Consider the following 15,967-nt stretch of genomic DNA (forward strand, 5'->3'; position numbering starts at 1 on the left):
CATCGCCAAATCATCCCAAAGTCACCTCCGTAACTACCCATCTCACCCCCTCCTCGGCCGCCGGTGACGTGAGAAGCTGCGGTCATGGGCTACGCGATGGTGATGGGTGAGGCGCTGATCGACCTGCTGGAGGCGGAGTCCGGCGGGGAGCAGATCTATCGCCAGGCGATCGGTGGCGCGCCGCTCAACGTGGCGGTGGCGGTGGCGCGGCTCGGTGGCGCCGTCGAGTACGCCGGATCGCTCAGCGAGGACGTGCTCGGCGAGCGGATGGCGGCCTTCCTGCACGAGGCCGGCGTGGGCGGTCGCGGGATCACCCGGGTGAAGGCGCCGACGACCCTGGCGGTGACGACGTTCGAGGGCGCCGAGCCGACGTTCACGTTCTACGGTGAGCCGCCGTCCTACGCCCTGCTCGGGCCGGACGACGTGGACCTCGGGCGGGTCGAGGAGGCGAGTGTCCTCTACGCCGGGTCGATCTGCCTGCTGCGGGAGCCCTTCCGGTCGGCGGCGCGGGCGGCTTGGCGGGTGCGGGGGCCGCTGAGGGTGTTCGATCCGAACGTACGACCGACCCTGCTTCCTGATCAGAAGGCGATCGACGAGCTCAGGACCCTGGTCGACGAGTTCACGAGCACCGCCGACCTGGTGAAGCTCAGCATCGCCGACGCCGTCGTCCTGTACGGAGAGGACGACCCGGCGAAGGCAGCCTCCAGGATCCGAGCAGCAGCGAAGGTCATCACCTGTGGCAGTAGAGGTGCCTACGTCGCATTCGGTGATCATGGAACGATGCTCGACGCGCCGGAGGTCGACGCCATCGACGCGACCGGCGCCGGCGACTCGGTGATGGGCGCGCTCGTCACCCGGCTGCTGAGCAGCGGCGCCCCGCGGAGTCTCCACGACCTGGAAGGCCATGTGAGGTTCGCCCTGGCCGTCGCCGGACTGGTCTGTGAACGCCCCGGCGGCGCCACCGCCATGCCGACCGCCGCCGAGCTCACCGCCCGGTGGGGAGATCTAACCTAGTGCCCGCGCGATGAACTGCTGACGGTCGAGCACCACCCGCTCGATCCGGACCTCGGCGACGACCGTGTTCCCGTCCTGGACGGTCACGTCGAAGAACAGTTTCGGCCCGTCCACCTTGGTCAGCGTCGCCTGCGCCACCACGACCCGTCCGACGGGCGTGGGCGCGCGGTGCGAGACCTCCGCCCGGCTGCCGACGGTGGTGACGCCACCGGGGATCTGCCGGGCGGTGGCGGCCACCGTCGCGGCCTCGGCGAGGGCCAGTACGCGCGGCGTCCCGAGCACCGGCACGTCACCGGAACCGAGGGACTGCGCGGTGTCGGCGTCGGTGACCGTCAACTCGACCCGGGCACTCATACCCGGCGCGAACTCCGGAGACTCCATGGCCACAGCTTAAACGCGGACCACCGCCCCGGCGTCTCCCGAAATGGCGCGGCCCCGGCGCCTATCGGGAACGGGCGGCGCGGGCCCGCAGCGCCAGCTGTTCGGCGATCGCGTAGGCCTCGTTGAGGTCCCGATCGTGCGCCACCCCGGAGCGCCCGCCGGCGGTGTCCGCATAGACGGTCCCGAGCCCGAGCATCCGCTGCAGCGGACCTTGGACGACCCGCACGCTCTGCATCCGTGCGTAGGGCACCAGGCTCACCTCACGGGTGATCCGCCCCTGCCGGGTCACGAACACGTCGGGGGTCAGCCCGGCGCCGTAGTACCGCAGCGCCACCGGGTGCAGCCAGCGAGCGCGAGCGGGCGGCGGCGAGGTGGCGAGGGTGGCCAGATCGACGCCGGGCAGGACCTCACCGACGAGGGTCCGGGCGGTGGCGATGTCGCCGACCGGCATCAGGCGGTCGGAGCTCTTGTCGTCGCCGGGTTCGGGACCGCTGTACCCGGCGATGTCGAGCCGCAGGTTCAGCCAGCGGGCCTTGCGCCACAGGAACGGCCAGACGATCCGGACGGTCTGGACCCGGTACGGCGGCACGACCTGATTACGGGTCTCGGTCAATCCGTAGTGCAGGACCAGCCGCCGGTCGTGGTCACGGCTGAGCCGGAAGTCCCAGTCGCCGAGGACCCGCCGGATCGGCTGGAGCAGCACGCCGGCCATCGCGGTCATGGTGCTGGCGATGCCGATGAACGTCCACGATCCCTCCATCACGAATTGCGTGACGACCCACGCGATACCGATCGGCAGGAAGAAGGCCTGCGGCGTGAGCAGCTGACTGACCAGCAGATCCGTGTTCTTGACGCGATAGAGGGGGGCCTCGGCGGGGGTCATGGCGGCGGCTCCGGCCGCCGGGTGCGTGCTTGATGCGGCCGGAGCGGATGTCGTACGTCCGGACAGCGCCAGAAGACGCTCCCGCAGAACAGCGGCCTCCCGCACCGTGAGGTAGGCGAGGGGTGCCTCGGTCTTGCCGCCGCCGACCACTTCGAGGCGGAGTTCGGCGAGCCCGGTGATCTGGGCCAGCAGCGGACGGCGGAGTTCCACCGCCTGCAGCCGGTCGAGCGGGATGGCCCGGTTGCGCCGCCAGATGAGCCCTTCGGCGATCCGCAGTTCGCGGCCGATCACCTGGTAGCCGGTGTTCCACCAGCCGATCACCGAGAAGATCACGACACCGACGGCCAGGGCCGCCACCACCATCGCGAAATGGGTGGGCCCGAGCTGCGAGAGCGTCTGCCAGGACAGCGCCGCCACGATCACCACGATGCTCTTGGCGCCACTGAGCAGCGGACTGAGCGGATGCAACCGCTGCCGCTTCTCCAGCCCGGCCCCGGGATCCTGTACCGGCGGCACACCGGGCGCCCACCCCGCTGCCGGCGGAGCCCCCTGAGAAGCGTCACCGACCGTCGAACCGGTTTCCGGCGCCGATCCGTCCCAGCCCTGCGAAGGGCCGGCTTCCGGCGCCGAGCCGTGCCATCCGTGCGGCGGGCCGGATTGTGGGCCGTGCGGCGGGCCGGATTGCGGGGCGTGCGGAGGGCCGGTTTGCGGTGCCGGTGGTGTGCTGGGCGGACCGGCCGGGGACGCGGGGCCGGGTGTCGGGGCGGCGCCGGGCGGAGCTGGCGGGCCGGGCGGGCCGGGGATCTGGGGCGGGAGGCCGGCGCTGGTCACAGGCCCTCGGCCCGGTCCTCGCCGAGGGCGGTCAGCCGGTCGCGCAGGCGGGACGCCTCCTCGGGCGGCAGGCCCGGAATGCGGGCGTCACTGGCCGCCGCGGCGGTGTGCAGTTGCACGGTGGCCAGGCCGAACGCGCGCTCCAGCGGTCCAGCGGTGACGTCGACGAACTGCATCCGGGCGTAGGGGACGATCGACAGGTGGCGCACCAGGAGCCCGTGCCGGACCAGGAGGTCGTTGTCGCGTTCGGCGTACCCCCAGGCGCTCACCGCCCGCACCTCCACGACGGCGCGCCAGACGCCGAGCAGGAAGACCGCGCCGATCCCGATGAGCCAGCCGGACTGCTGCCAGACCGCCCACGCGACGGTGAGCCCGGCGATGATCACCATGACCCAGACGGCGAGGACGATCAGCTCCACGATGATCAGCTTGGGCGAGACCGGGCGCCACTCGACGGTGTCGGGCCACGGTTCGAGGGCATCGACGGGATTCGGCGGCTGGCTCACAACGTGAAGCCTAGGAGATGACCGCATCCGATGCTGCCGTGAAGGGCGTGACCTCACGCAGGAAGCCGCGCGCGTCGAGGAAGGCGCCGAGCGTCTCCCGATGATCACCGCAGGCCAGCCACGTCTTGCGGCGGTCGGGGGTGTGCAATTTCGGATTGTTCCAATGCAGCTGCCAGACGGCCGCGGCGCGGCAGCCTTTGGACGAGCACTGGGGTATGAGTTCCTCAACCATTCTCAGAACCTAACGAATGGGCTGAATGGGAGGACGAGAAGTTAGCGCCGGGCGGCCACGGGGGAAGCCGCCCGGCGACAAGGGAAATGCTACACGCTTCAAATCCGAACGGATCCACCCGATGACGGTGCCCGTTCCGGCGGATCGCGCATAAAGATCAACACGACCGGCCTCTTGCGCCCTCCGGCAATCGGTGACTGCGAGGTGACGCCTCGATGCCTAGGCTGAGGGCGCACACCGCCGCGACTTCTTAGGAACCTCTCAGCCGTGTGGTGTTGTCTGTCGTGTAAGTCTTGGACTGTCGGCATCCATGCCGGCGCATCACAACCGCTTGTGGAGGACCGGTGGCGCAGCCGAGCACGCCCGAGACCGAGATCAGTGCCGACGCCTCGGTGCCGACGCCGCCCGCAGCGGTGCCGCCGTCGCAGGACGCGACCCAGCTCGAGCGGGCGATGTTCGAGGTCAAGAGGGTCATCGTCGGTCAGGACCGGATGGTCGAGCGGATGTTCGTGGCGCTGCTGGCCCGCGGTCACTGCCTGCTCGAGGGCGTCCCCGGCGTGGCGAAGACTCTGGCCGTGGAGACCCTGGCCAAGGTGGTCGGCGGTTCGTTCTCCCGGGTGCAGTTCACTCCCGACCTGGTCCCGGCCGACATCGTCGGCACCCGGATCTACCGGCAGTCGAGCGAGCAGTTCGACGTGGAGCTCGGCCCGGTCTTCGTCAACTTCCTGCTCGCCGACGAGATCAACCGCGCGCCGGCGAAGGTGCAGTCCGCCCTGCTCGAGGTGATGGCCGAGCACCAGGTGTCGATCGGCGGCAAGAGCCACACGGTGCCCGACCCGTTCCTGGTGATGGCCACGCAGAACCCGATCGAGCAGGAGGGCGTCTACCCGCTGCCCGAGGCACAGCGCGACCGCTTCCTCATGAAGATCATCGTGGGTTACCCGACGGACACCGAGGAACGCGAGATCGTCTACCGGATGGGCGTGAGCGCGCCGGAGCCGAAACAGGTCTTCACCCCGGCCGATCTCCTGGCCCTGCAGAAGCGCGCCGACCAGGTGTTCGTGCACAACGCCCTGGTCGACTACACGGTCCGGCTGGTGCTCGCCACCCGCGCCCCGGCCCAGCACGGCATGCCCGACGTGGCGCAGCTGATTCAGTACGGCGCTAGTCCCCGCGCCTCCCTCGGCATCGTCCGGGCGACCCGCGCGCTGGCCCTGCTCCGCGGCCGTGACTACGCGCTGCCGCAGGACCTGCAGGACATCGCGCCGGACATCCTGCGGCACCGCCTGGTGCTCAGCTACGACGCCCTCGCCGACGACATCCCGGCCGACCACATCGTCGCCCGGATCATGCAGACCGTCCCGATGCCCTCGGTGGCGTCCCGCCAGGGCACGTCCCCACACCCCGGCGCGAACGGCAACGGCGTCCAGCCGACGAGCGGCGTCCCCGCCTTCGAGAACCGCCAGCCGTTCCCGCAGGCCGGCGGCTGGCCCGGCCAGCAATGAGCCACCCGGGCCAGGCGCCCGCGACAGGCCAGGCGCCCGCGACAGGCCAGGCATTTGCGGCAGGTCAGGCGCCCGCGACGGGCCAGGCGCCCGCGACGGGCCAGGCGTCCGCGACGGGCCAGGCGTTTGCGGCGGGTCAGGCGTACACAGCGGGCCAGCCGTATGCGGCGGGCCAGCCGTACGCGGCGGACCAGGGGCAGGGATTCGCGGCCGGCTCGGGTCACGCGGCCGGGCAACCCCCGGCGGCCGGCGCGGGCGGGCGCTCCGGGGACGGCGGGGAGACGGCCCGGGCCGAGGCGGTGCTGGGGCGGCTGCAACTGCTGGTCACCCGGAAGCTGGACGGTCTGCTGCAGGGTGACTACGTCGGCCTGCTGCCCGGCCCGGGCACCGAGGCGGGCGAGTCCCGGGAGTACCGCCCCGGCGACGACGTGCGCCGGATGGACTGGCCGGTCACCGCACGCACCACGCTGCCGCATGTGCGCCGCACGGTGGCCGACCGGGAGCTCGAGACCTGGATGGCGGTCGACCTCTCGGCCAGCCTGGACTTCGGCACCGCCCGCTGGCTCAAGCGTGACCTCGTCGTCGCGGCGGCCACGGCCATCACCCATCTGACCGCGCGCGGCGGGAACCGGATCGGGGCGGTCGTCGGCACCGGCTCCGGCGTACCGGACAAGGGTGAAAGGCGCTGGTGGCGCAAGGCGGCGACGCAGGCCGGGCCACCGCCGGGCCCGCCGATGGCCCGGATGCCGGCGCGGCCGGGGCGCAAGGAGGCGCAGGGGCTGCTGCGCGCGATCGCCCGGACGCCGATCCGGCCGGGGCGCGCCGACCTGGGTGAGCTCATCGACGCGCTGAACCGTCCTCCGCGCCGCCGGGGCGTCGCCGTGGTGATCAGTGACTTCCTGGCGCCGGTGGAGGGCTGGGCCCGGCCGATACGCAAGCTGGGGGTCCGGCACGACGTGCTGGCGATCGAGGTGGTCGACCCGCGCGAGCTGGAGTTGCCGGACGTCGGGGTGCTGACCCTCGCCGACCCGGAGACCGGCGCGCTGCACGAGGTGCAGACCGCCGATCCGCGACTGCGCCAGAAGTACGCCGAGGCGGCCGGTGAGCAGCGGGCCGGGATCGCCCGCGCGCTGCGTGCCGCCGGCGCCGCCCACCTGAGGCTGCGCACCGACACCGACTGGCTGCTCGACATGGTCCGTTTCGTGGCCGCTCAGCGCCACGCCCGTACCCGAGGGACCACACGATGATCCGTTTCCTGGAACCGTGGTGGCTGCTGACGCTGCTGCCGGTCTTCGCGATGGCCGGCGCGTACGTCTGGCGCCAGTTCCGCAAGCGCAACTACGCGATGCGCTTCACCAACGTCGACCTGCTGCGCACCCTGGCGCCGAAGGGCCTGGGCTGGCGCCGGCACGTCTCGGCGGCGGCCTTCCTGCTGATGCTCGGCGCGCTGGCGGCGGCGACCGCCCGGCCGAGCGTCGACACCGAGCAGCCGCTCGAACGCGCGACGGTGATGCTCGCCATCGACGTCTCGCTCTCGATGCAGGCCGACGACGTGGCGCCGAGCCGGATCGAGGCGGCGCAGGAGGCGGCGAAGGCGTTCGTGAGCGAGTTGCCGCCGACGTACAACCTGGGACTCGTCTCGTTCGCGAAGGCGGCGAACGTGCTGGTCTCGCCGACCAAGGACCGGTCGGCGGTGATCTCTGCGATCGACGGGCTGACGCTGGCCGAGGCGACGGCGACCGGTGAGGCGGTCTTCACCTCGCTGGACGCGATCCGCTCGGTGCCGTCGGACGGCGCGGACGGTGCTCCGCCGGCCCGGATCGTGCTGCTGTCGGACGGCTACCGCACGTCCGGCCGGTCGATCGAGGACGCGGCGACCGCCGCCTCGCAGGCGAACGTGCCGGTCTCCACGATCGCGTTCGGCACCGACACGGGCGTGGTGGACATCCGTGGTTCGGTGCAGCGGGTGCCGGTGGACCGGCTGTCGCTGCAGGATCTGGCGGAGAACACGAAGGGCTACTTCTACGAGGCCGCCTCGGTGAGCGAGCTCAAGCAGGTCTACGAGGACATGGGCAGCTCGATCGGGCACCGGACGGAGCCGCGTGAGGTGACCCAGTGGTACGCCGGGGCCGGTCTGCTGCTCGGCCTGATCGGCGCCGCTCTGAGCCTGCTCTGGACCTCGAGACTGCCTTAGGGCGTGCTGTGCGCGAGGACGAAGAGCATGACCACCCAGGCGGAGAGGAGGGTGAATCCGAGGGGCGCAACGAGGTTCTTCATGATGAGTCCAACTTCCGCTGGTGACTGAGCGAGGAAGAACGCGCAGGTCACGTCGCGGCCGAGCCCGCACCCGGGTCGCGGCGCACGCGACGGAAGCCGGCCGAGAGCCGGTGGGTGCTGGGTGGGAGAAGTCTGGTCAGCGGTCAGAAACGCTGACGAGCGTCCCGGCCACGACTAGGAGGATCGCTATCTCGCACAGCGATCACCTCCGTAGCTCGTTGCGGCCTGGGAACAGTCAGGGAGCGTACCCCTTAAGCCACGCTTAAAGAAATCGGGTCACTCCAAAGGCTACTCGCCGGCCGCCACGAGCCCGGTCTCGTACGCCAGCACCACCGCCTGCGCCCGGTCCCGCAGATCGAGCTTCGCGAGGATCTTGCCGATGTGCGTCTTCACGGTCTGCTCGGCGACGACCAGGTCAGCGGCGATCTCCTGGTTCGAGCGGCCGCGTGCGATCAGCCGCAGCACGTCGGTCTCCCGCGGGGTGAGGGCGTTCAGCTGCACCGGGCGTGGCCGGTTGCGGTGCGGGCGGGCGGCGAACTCGGCGATCAGCCGGCGGGTCACCGACGGGGCCAGCAGTCCTTCGCCGGCGGCGACCACCCGGACGGCGTCGACCAGGGCGTTCGCGGGCGCGTCCTTGAGCAGGAAGCCGCTCGCACCGGCCCGCAGCGCCTCGTAGACGTAGTCGTCGAGATCGAACGTCGTGAGAATCAGCACACGGGGGCCGCCCGCGAGCCGCCGGGTCGCCTCCAAACCGTCCATGATCGGCATCCGGACGTCCATGAGCACCACGTCCGGCGCCAGTGTGCGGGCCGCCGTGACTGCCTCCGCGCCGTTCGCTGCGTCGCCGACGACGAGCATGTCGGGCTGGGCGGCGAGCAGCGCGCCGAACCCCTGCCGGACCATGGCCTGGTCGTCAGCGATGAGTACCTTGATCATTCGACCGTCCTCTGCCGGGGGATTCTCGCGACGACCCGATAGCCGCCTTCGCCGTCCGGCCCGGCGGCGAGCTCGCCGCCGAGCAGTTCGACCCGTTCGCGCATGCCGATCAGCCCGTGCCCGCTGCCTTCCGGCGCGTCGGTGGTCAGCGCGTTGCGCACGACCAGCTCCAGGGTCGCCGAGGAGGCGCGGGCTTCGAGGCGCACCGGGCCACCGGGCGCGTGCCGGGCCGCGTTGGCGAGGGCTTCCTGCACTATCCGGTACGCCGTGAGCCCCGCCGCCTCCGGCAACCCGCCGATCTCCGGCAGTTCGGCGCTGACGGGTAGGCCCGCGCGCTGCGCGGTCGTCACCAGTTCGGCGATCCGGTCGTACCCGGGCTGGGGCTCTTTGATCGTCTGTTCCTGATCGGCGCGCAGCACGCCCAGCAGCCGCCGCATGTCGGTGAGCGCTTCCCGGGCCGCCGCAGCGATCGCCGTGAGCTCCTGCTTCGCGGCGTCCGGCAGGCCTTCCACCCGGTACGGCGCGGTCTCCGCCTGCACCGCGATCATGGACATGTGGTGCGCCACCACGTCGTGCATCTCCCGCGCGATCCGGGCCCGCTCCTCCAGGATCGCCCGCCGCGCCCGTTCCAGCTCGGTGAGCTCGGACTGTTCCTCGATCAGCTCACGGGTGCGCCGGCGCCGGGAGAGGATGTCGCCGATCGCCGCGACCGCCACGACGAGCAGCGCGGCGCCCCAGGCGTTGGCGTCCGGCGCGAAGAGGAAGATCGGGATCAGGGTGAGGGTGACGGCCCAGATCGTCACCTGCGACTCGTTCGTCGCGGCGAGCCGCCAGAGCACGAAGAGGGCGCCGATGATCTGGACGGTGTTCCACGGCCACGGCTCGGCCGGCGTCGCGTTGATCGTGCCGGCGAACAGCATCAGGAAGACGAGACGCCAGGCCAGGACCGGCCAGCGGTACGCCACCGCGACCGGCAGCACCGAGCCCACAGCGATCAGGAGGTCGAGCGGGACAGGCAGTTCCCGGACCGAGGCGATGTATTGACCGGCGGTCAGCCCGAGCCCGGCGAGGGCGAGGAGGATGAGCGGCAGAGCGTTGCGCAGCCATCGACGCTGAGCCGGTGGCCTGGGAGTTTCCCTCTTGAACGTTAGGTAAGTCAGCGGCCCCGTCACGCCGCGCCGTGCGGTAGGGCCGTTAGTCTCCATTCCCAGCAGGTTAGGACCAGTTGTCGAAGGAGTTGGGTGCAGTGGCTCGGACCGTTCTGGTGACCGGAGGAAACCGCGGCATCGGCCTGGCCATCGCCCAGGCTTTCGCGAAGCAGGGTGACCGGGTCGCCGTGACCCACCGCGGGTCGGGCGCGCCGGAGGGCTTGCTCGGCGTGCAGTGCGACATCACCGACGCGGCCGCCGTCGACGCCGCCTTCACGTACGTGGAGAACGAGCTCGGCCCGGTCGAGGTCCTGGTGGCGAACGCCGGCATCACCGACGACACGCTGCTGCTGCGGATGAGCGAGGAGCAGTTCGAGCGGGTCATCGACACCAACCTGACCGGCTCCTACCGGGTCGCGAAGCGGGCCAGCGCCAAGATGCTGCGCGCCAAGTGGGGCCGCCTGATCTTCATCTCCTCGGTCGTCGGCCTGTACGGCGGTCCCGGCCAGGTGAACTACGCGGCGAGCAAGGCCGGCCTCGTCGGCATGGCCCGCAGCATCACCCGCGAGCTGGGCAGCCGCAACATCACCGCGAACGTGGTGGCGCCGGGCTTCATCGAGACCGAGATGACGGCCGTCCTCCCGGAGTCGCGCAAGGCGGAGATCATCAAGTCGGTTCCCGCCGGGCGCCTCGCCAGCACGGACGAGGTCGCCGCCGCGGTGACGTTCCTGGCCAGCGACAGTGCGGCGTACATTTCGGGCGCCGTGCTGCCGGTCGACGGTGGCCTCGGTATGGGCCACTGATTCTTTTTCAGGAGAGTAAGAAATTGTCTGGACTTCTTGCCGGTAAGCGGCTGCTCATCTCGGGTGTCATCACCGACGCCTCGATCGCGTTCTCGGCGGCGAAGGTCGCCCAGGAGAACGGCGCCACCGTGGTGCTGACCGGCTTCGGCCGGATGTCGCTGGTCGAGCGGATCGCCAAGCGGCTGCCCGAGCCGGCCCCGGTGATCGAGCTCGACGTGACGAACCAGGAGCACCTGACCGGGCTGGCCGACAAGGTCCGCGAGCACGTCGACGGGCTGGACGGCGTCGTCCACTCGATCGGCTTCGCCCCGCAGTCCTGCCTCGGCGGCGGCTTCCTCGACGCACCGTGGGAGGACGTCGCGACCGCGCTGCACATCTCTACGTTCTCCTACAAGTCGCTGGCCATGGCGGCGCTGCCGCTGATGGGCCGGGGCGGCTCGGTCGTCGGCCTGACCTTCGACGCGACGGTGGCGTGGCCGGTCTACGACTGGATGGGCGTCGCGAAGGCCGGCCTGGAGTCCGCGAACCGCTACCTCGCCCTGCACCTCGGCGAGAAGGGCATCCGCAGCAACCTGGTCTCGGCCGGTCCGCTGCGCACCATGGCCGCCAAGTCGATCCCCGGCTTCGAGCAGTTCGAGGAGGCCTGGCAGACCCGGTCGCCGCTGGGCTGGGACCTGACCGACCAGGAGCCGGCCGCGAAGGCGGTCTGCGCGCTGCTCTCCGACTGGTTCCCGGCCACCACGGGTGAGGTTGTCCACGTCGACGGGGGTTACCACGCGATCGGCGCGTAAGTCGGTGGCAGGATGGTCGGGTGGTATACGACGCCTTCGTCCTGCTCTCCTTCGGCGGGCCCGAGAAGCCCGATGACGTGATGCCGTTCCTGCGCAACGTGGTGCGCGGGCGCGGAGTTCCGGACGAGCGCCTCGCCGAGGTGCGTGAGCACTACATGCACTTCGGCGGGGTCTCACCGATCAATCAGCAGTGCCGTGACCTGCTGACGGCCGTGGGCGAGGAGTTCGGTCGCCACGGCATCGACCTGCCCCTCTACTGGGGCAATCGCAACTGGCACCCGATGCTCGCCGACACCGTGGCGCAGATGCGCGACGACGGGGTCGAGCGGGCGCTGGGCTTCGCCACCAGCGCGTACGGCGGATACTCCTCCTGCAAGCAGTATTGGGAGGACATCGCGGCGGCGCGCAAGGCGGTCGGCCCGGGTGCGCCGCAGATCCTGAAGCTGCGCCAGTTCCACGATCACCCCGGGTTCGTCGAGCCGAACATCGAGGCGGTACGCGACGCGCTCGCTACCCTCGACCCGGCCCGCCGGGCCACCACCCGGCTGGTCTTCACGGCCCACTCGATCCCGGTCAGCATGGCGAACACGGCCGGCCCGACCGGCGGCCGCTACACCGCTCAGCTCGAGGAGACCGCCCGCCTTGTGCACGCCGCGGCGGCGTCCGACCTCGGCTACGACGTGGTCTGGCAGAGCCGCTCCGGCCCGCCGCACATCCCGTGGCTGGAGCCGGACATCAACGACCATCTGGAGGCGCTCGCCGAGAAGGGCGTGACCGACGTGGTGGTCAGCCCGATCGGGTTCGTCTCCGACCACCTCGAAGTCATCTGGGACCTCGACAACGAGGCGAAGGACACGGCGGCCCGGCTCGGCCTCGGCTACGCCCGGGCGGCCACCGCCGGTACCCACCCCCGGTTCGTCGCGATGGTGCGCGAGCTGGTCCAGGAGCGGACCGCCGAGGCACCGCACACCAAGATCGGTACGCTCCCGACCTGGGACTTGTGTCCCACCGACTGCTGCACGCCCCCACAGCGACGAGGAGCCCCCGCATGAAGGAACGCAAGGCCATCGAGAGCTGGCTCACCGACATGGACGGCGTGCTCGTCCACGAGGGTGTGCCAGTACCGGGGGCGCCCGAGTTCGTGAACCGGATGAAGGAGTCCGGCAAGCCGTTCCTGATCCTCACCAACAACTCCATCTACACGCCGCGTGACCTGCAGGCCCGTCTCAACCGGATGGGTTTCGACGTGCCCGAGCAGTCGATCTGGACGGCCGCGCTGGCGACCGCCCAGTTCCTCTCCGACCAGCGGCCGGGCGGCACCGCGTACGTGATCGGCGAGGCCGGCCTGACCACCGCGATGCACGCCTCCGGTTACGTGCTCACCGAGTTCGAGCCGGACTACGTGGTGCTCGGCGAGACCCGGACGTACAGCTTCGAGGCGATAACGAAGGCGATCCGGCTGATCAACGGCGGCGCCAAGTTCATCTGCACCAACCCGGACGCCACCGGCCCGTCGAACGAGGGCCTGCTCCCGGCCGCCGGCTCGGTCGCCGCGATGATCTCCAAGGCGACCGGCGTGCGGCCGTACTTCGTCGGCAAGCCGAACCCGATGATGATGCGCTCGGCGCTCAACGCGATCGGCGCGCACAGCGAGACCACCGCGATGATCGGCGACCGGATGGACACCGACGTCCTCTGCGGCCTCGAAGCCGGCCTGGAGACGATCCTGGTGCTCACCGGCATCAGCAGCCGGATGGAGAGCGAGACCTATCCGTACCGGCCGTCCCGCATCGTCAACTCGGTCGCCGACCTGATCGACGAGATCTGATCATCATCGGTACGAGGGTGAGCAGCACCGCCAGGACCGCGGCCGTCCCGGCCAGCCGGGGAAGGTCGCGGTCCCGCCACCAGACGAGCGGGAGCCCGGCATAGGGCACCCGCCATCGGCTCACGCCGGTCACCGCGCTCACCGGCACGGGGGTGACGTCGGCCGTACGGTTGGCGTCGCCCTTCGTCACGAGCAGGCCGTCCGCGGTGATGGTGGATATGCGGTGCAGCGTCGAGCGGCCGGGCCGGTCCGGGCTGCGGAAGCGGACGACGCGGCCCGGGGCGATCGATCTCCCGGCCGGCGGCGCGGTGATCACCACGTCGCCGGTCTCCACGGCCGGGCTCATCGAACCGCTCACCACGACCGACGCCGACCAGCCCTCGGACAGCGGGGTCAGCGCCGCGAGGACCAGGCCGCAGACGGCGGCTTTGACGATCACAGTCTTCCGTTCGGCGGGTGCGGGAGGGGTCTGAGCCGCTTGATAGCGTCGCTGTCGTGCCTGCTTGGGAAGAGTCCTATCTGGGTCAGCTGCGGGAGATCGCCGGACCGGACCGTGTCCTCATGACGGTCGGCGCCCGCGCCGTCCTCCGTGATCCGGACGGCCGCGTCCTGCTGATCAAGCGGAGTGACAACGGGCGGTGGGCGCTGCCGGCCGGGACCATGGAACTCGGCCAGACGCTGCACGACTGCGCGATCCGCGAGACCGACGAGACCACCGACGCGGCCTTCTACCCGGTCGGCGCCTTGCCCGACGGCACCACCCATTCGGTACACGCCTCCCTGGCCGACCTGGCCCGCTTCGAGGCCGGCGCACCCTTCCTGCTCGCATGACCGCTGCCCTGGAAGTCGTGGCCGCCGCCTGGATCTGCGTCCGCGATCGTCGCGTGCTCGTGGTGCGTGCCGGCGGCTCCGACGCGTTCTACCTGCCCGGCGGCAAACCCGAGCCGGGCGAGACGCACGCCGAGGCGGCAGCCCGCGAAGCCCTGGAGGAAGTGGGCATCCCGGTCGACCCGGCCGGCCTGCGCCCCTTCGTCACGATCGAGGCGCCCGCTCACAACCGGCCGCCCGGCACCCGCGTCCGCCTGATCACCTTCACCGGCGACGACGTGTCCTCCTGCCACGCCGACCCCGCTCCGGCGAACGAGATAGCCGAGCTCGCCTGGTTCACGACAGCCGACAGCGACCGCTGCGCTCCGGCGATCCAGCTGCTGCTGGCCGAGTTGCGAGACGCCAACCAGATCGACTGATCGTCCTCCTGGCCCCGGGCGTCCGCGAGCCGTAGCTGGAGCACGTTCCGGGGCTGCGGCGACTTGGGGACGGCTGTGACGTATTGCTGTCGGCAAGGCCGAGGCACAGCCACGAGTCACAGCCGCCTCGACTCGGCTGTGGCTCATTGCTGTGTGGTGTCCCGAACATCCGCCATGAAGCACAGCCGAGCTGGACGGCCGCGCGGTGTGTCTGAGTGAGGCACAGCTGGGCGGGTTGAGGTATGGCCGAGCGCGAACTAGGGACGCGGGCGACCGCTGAACCAGCGGGTTGCCATGGCGGTGTGGATGCTGAAGCCGAGTTCGGTGGGGCCGTAGAGCACCTCCCGGGCCGGTGCCTCCAGGGTGTCCAGAGGCGGGGGCAGGGCCGCGGCGCTCGGCAGGGCCGGGAGCAGGGCGAAGATCAGGATGGTGCCGTCCGGGGCGCTGATCGTGTCGAAGAGGGTGACCGCCGCGGGGTCGGCCACCACGGCTGTCTCTTCGACGAGTTCGCGGACGGCGGCGGCCTGCCAGGTCTCGCCCACTTCGATGAAGCCGCCGGGCAGGGCGAGGCGGCCCTCAGCCGGTGGCAGGCCGCGGCGGACGGCGAGGAGACCGGTGCCGACCGGCTGGACTGCTACGGCGACCGGGCTGGGATTGCGGTAGCTGATCTCGCCGCAGGCCCGGCAGTGGCGCGGCCACGGCTGGCCGGGCAGGTAGCGTGCGCCGCAGAAGGTGCAGTGCGCATGCTTGTCCGGCATGCGCTCAGGGCCGTAGCGGCGCATTGCAGGCCGCCACCAGGGCCTGCCGGCAGGCGGCGGTCAGGGGTCGCAGCGCGGCGTCGCGGGCCTGCGCCTCGAAACCGTTCACGGCGCCGCCCGGCGCGTTCGTCTCGGCGAGGGCGAGGACCTGGTCGAGGACGCTGGCGCGGGCGAAGAGCCGGCGGGAGCGGGGGTCGAAGCCGGGTGGCAGGGTCGCGGTGCTCTCCGGGCGGCGCAGGGCTTGCAGGGCGCCGGCGAGTTCCGGTTTCCACTGAGCCACGTCCAGTTTGGTGAGCGCCGTCGTCGCCTCGCCGAGGGCGGCGGTCAGCTCGGCTTCGGCTTCGGCGGCGCCCATCTGGAAGACCTGGCGGTGTTCGGGCGCCGGGTGGAATCGCCACAGCACCGTCTCGAACTCCACGCCGGACCCGGACGTGTGCCGCCGGACCTCGGGCACCACCCCGAACTCACGAGTCATCACCGCTTCGCCGGCGAGCAGCGCGGCGCCGGTCAGGTCGCTGGGCCCGGGCAGGCCACGGGGATCGCCGGGGGCGGGCAGCACCAGCCGGATCTCGTCGGGGTGCAGTTTCGCGAAGGCCGGAAGGGCCTGGGCGAGCGGCACGTCGGTCCAGGTGCCGGGCGCGTCGGAGACCAGGTGCTCCTCGCCGGCGGCGATCTCGTCGGCGAGCTCGTCGAACGGCACGAGGCCGGCACGCCAGGCGCGCACCCAGGCGACGAACCTGGTGGACCGGCGGGCGGTACGAGTGGCCGCCCCAGTTGCGGGTGACATGCGAGCAAGGGTACGTGCCGGTACGGAAGGTTGTCTCGGC

19 protein-coding genes are annotated in these 15,967 nt (G+C 71.2%); 10 read left to right on the top strand and 9 right to left on the bottom strand.

What is annotated here, in order from left to right:
• The first annotated feature begins 84 nt into the window (after positions 1 to 84).
• Positions 85 to 1,014, top strand: coding sequence for a carbohydrate kinase (locus EP757_RS19150; RefSeq protein WP_127547922.1), 930 nt, complete (start codon positions 85 to 87; stop codon positions 1,012 to 1,014).
• Here EP757_RS19150 and EP757_RS19155 read toward each other — a convergent pair.
• From EP757_RS19155 to EP757_RS19170, 4 genes are all read right to left on the bottom strand, one after another.
• Positions 1,006 to 1,395: a thioesterase family protein gene (locus EP757_RS19155; RefSeq protein ID WP_127547924.1), complete on the bottom strand. Its 390-nt coding sequence runs from the start codon at positions 1,393 to 1,395 to the stop codon at positions 1,006 to 1,008. The genes EP757_RS19150 and EP757_RS19155 overlap by 9 nt on opposite strands.
• A gap of 61 nt (positions 1,396 to 1,456) precedes the next feature.
• Complete coding sequence (locus EP757_RS19160) at positions 1,457 to 2,794, bottom strand: PH domain-containing protein (protein WP_127547926.1); 1,338 nt, start codon at positions 2,792 to 2,794, stop codon at positions 1,457 to 1,459.
• A gap of 311 nt (positions 2,795 to 3,105) precedes the next feature.
• Positions 3,106 to 3,615, bottom strand: a complete 510-nt coding sequence (locus EP757_RS19165) for a PH domain-containing protein (RefSeq protein ID WP_370457841.1) — start codon at positions 3,613 to 3,615, stop codon at positions 3,106 to 3,108.
• Positions 3,616 to 3,625: 10 nt separating this feature from the next.
• Positions 3,626 to 3,847: a hypothetical protein gene (locus EP757_RS19170; protein WP_127547930.1), complete on the bottom strand. Its 222-nt coding sequence runs from the start codon at positions 3,845 to 3,847 to the stop codon at positions 3,626 to 3,628.
• A 344-nt stretch (positions 3,848 to 4,191) separates the two neighbouring features.
• On the opposite strand from EP757_RS19170, the gene EP757_RS19175 reads away from it, so the two are divergent.
• The 3 genes from EP757_RS19175 (at position 4,192) to EP757_RS19185 (ending at position 7,546) form a co-directional block, all read left to right on the top strand.
• Entirely contained in the window at positions 4,192 to 5,352 is a 1,161-nt protein-coding gene (locus EP757_RS19175) for a MoxR family ATPase (RefSeq protein WP_127547932.1), read from the top strand.
• A 299-nt stretch (positions 5,353 to 5,651) separates the two neighbouring features.
• Positions 5,652 to 6,599, top strand: a complete 948-nt coding sequence (locus EP757_RS19180) for a DUF58 domain-containing protein (protein ID WP_127554319.1) — start codon at positions 5,652 to 5,654, stop codon at positions 6,597 to 6,599.
• Positions 6,596 to 7,546 (top strand): 26S proteasome regulatory subunit RPN10, encoded by a 951-nt coding sequence (locus EP757_RS19185; protein ID WP_127547934.1) that lies wholly within the window; start codon positions 6,596 to 6,598, stop codon positions 7,544 to 7,546. Before EP757_RS19180 ends, EP757_RS19185 begins: the two co-directional genes overlap by 4 nt.
• A 371-nt stretch (positions 7,547 to 7,917) precedes the next feature.
• Here the strand turns inward: EP757_RS19185 and EP757_RS19190 are convergent, their stop codons facing one another.
• Entirely contained in the window at positions 7,918 to 8,565 is a 648-nt protein-coding gene (locus EP757_RS19190; RefSeq protein ID WP_127547936.1) for a response regulator transcription factor, read from the bottom strand.
• Positions 8,562 to 9,770 carry a sensor histidine kinase gene (locus tag EP757_RS19195; protein ID WP_174262418.1) on the bottom strand — a complete coding sequence of 403 codons (1,209 nt, stop codon included), beginning with the start codon at positions 9,768 to 9,770 and terminating at the stop codon, positions 8,562 to 8,564. The genes EP757_RS19190 and EP757_RS19195 overlap by 4 nt, the downstream gene beginning before the upstream one ends.
• A gap of 41 nt (positions 9,771 to 9,811) precedes the next feature.
• Between EP757_RS19195 and fabG the strand changes: the two genes are divergently transcribed.
• Genes fabG through EP757_RS19215 form a run of 4 tightly spaced genes read left to right on the top strand, consistent with a single transcriptional unit; the run spans position 9,812 to position 13,135 of the window.
• Positions 9,812 to 10,516, top strand: a complete 705-nt coding sequence (gene fabG / locus EP757_RS19200) for a 3-oxoacyl-ACP reductase FabG (RefSeq protein ID WP_127547938.1) — start codon at positions 9,812 to 9,814, stop codon at positions 10,514 to 10,516.
• A gap of 23 nt (positions 10,517 to 10,539) precedes the next feature.
• The gene (gene fabI / locus EP757_RS19205) at positions 10,540 to 11,307 is read left to right on the top strand and encodes an enoyl-ACP reductase FabI (protein ID WP_127547940.1); all 768 of its coding nucleotides are present in this window, start codon (positions 10,540 to 10,542) and stop codon (positions 11,305 to 11,307) included.
• Positions 11,308 to 11,327: 20 nt separating this feature from the next.
• The gene (locus tag EP757_RS19210) at positions 11,328 to 12,359 is read left to right on the top strand and encodes a ferrochelatase (RefSeq protein WP_127547942.1); all 1,032 of its coding nucleotides are present in this window, start codon (positions 11,328 to 11,330) and stop codon (positions 12,357 to 12,359) included.
• Entirely contained in the window at positions 12,356 to 13,135 is a 780-nt protein-coding gene (locus tag EP757_RS19215) for an HAD-IIA family hydrolase (RefSeq protein WP_127547944.1), read from the top strand. The genes EP757_RS19210 and EP757_RS19215 overlap by 4 nt, the downstream gene beginning before the upstream one ends.
• Here EP757_RS19215 and EP757_RS19220 read toward each other — a convergent pair.
• A complete protein-coding gene (locus EP757_RS19220; protein ID WP_127547946.1) occupies positions 13,101 to 13,574 on the bottom strand; it encodes a signal peptidase I in 474 nt (157 codons plus the stop codon). The two genes, EP757_RS19215 and EP757_RS19220, sit on opposite strands and share 35 nt — an antisense overlap.
• A 122-nt stretch (positions 13,575 to 13,696) precedes the next feature.
• Here EP757_RS19220 and EP757_RS19225 point away from each other — a divergent pair, with 122 nt between their 5' ends.
• Together EP757_RS19225 and EP757_RS19230 are read left to right on the top strand one after the other, a co-directional pair.
• Positions 13,697 to 13,966 (top strand): NUDIX domain-containing protein, encoded by a 270-nt coding sequence (locus EP757_RS19225; protein ID WP_370457861.1) that lies wholly within the window; start codon positions 13,697 to 13,699, stop codon positions 13,964 to 13,966.
• Positions 13,963 to 14,382, top strand: coding sequence for an NUDIX domain-containing protein (locus EP757_RS19230; protein WP_127547950.1), 420 nt, complete (start codon positions 13,963 to 13,965; stop codon positions 14,380 to 14,382). The genes EP757_RS19225 and EP757_RS19230 overlap by 4 nt, the downstream gene beginning before the upstream one ends.
• Before the next feature lie 257 nt (positions 14,383 to 14,639).
• On the opposite strand, the gene EP757_RS19235 is transcribed toward EP757_RS19230, so the two are convergent.
• Both EP757_RS19235 and EP757_RS19240 read right to left on the bottom strand, forming a co-directional pair.
• The gene (locus EP757_RS19235) at positions 14,640 to 15,140 is read right to left on the bottom strand and encodes an NUDIX domain-containing protein (protein WP_127547952.1); all 501 of its coding nucleotides are present in this window, start codon (positions 15,138 to 15,140) and stop codon (positions 14,640 to 14,642) included.
• A gap of 4 nt (positions 15,141 to 15,144) precedes the next feature.
• On the bottom strand, positions 15,145 to 15,927 hold the full coding sequence (locus EP757_RS19240; RefSeq protein ID WP_127547954.1) for a hypothetical protein: 783 nt from the start codon (positions 15,925 to 15,927) through the stop codon (positions 15,145 to 15,147).
• Positions 15,928 to 15,967 lie beyond the last annotated feature (40 nt).

The sequence above is a fragment of the Actinoplanes sp. OR16 genome, assembly GCF_004001265.1.
GTDB lineage: Bacteria > Actinomycetota > Actinomycetes > Mycobacteriales > Micromonosporaceae > Actinoplanes.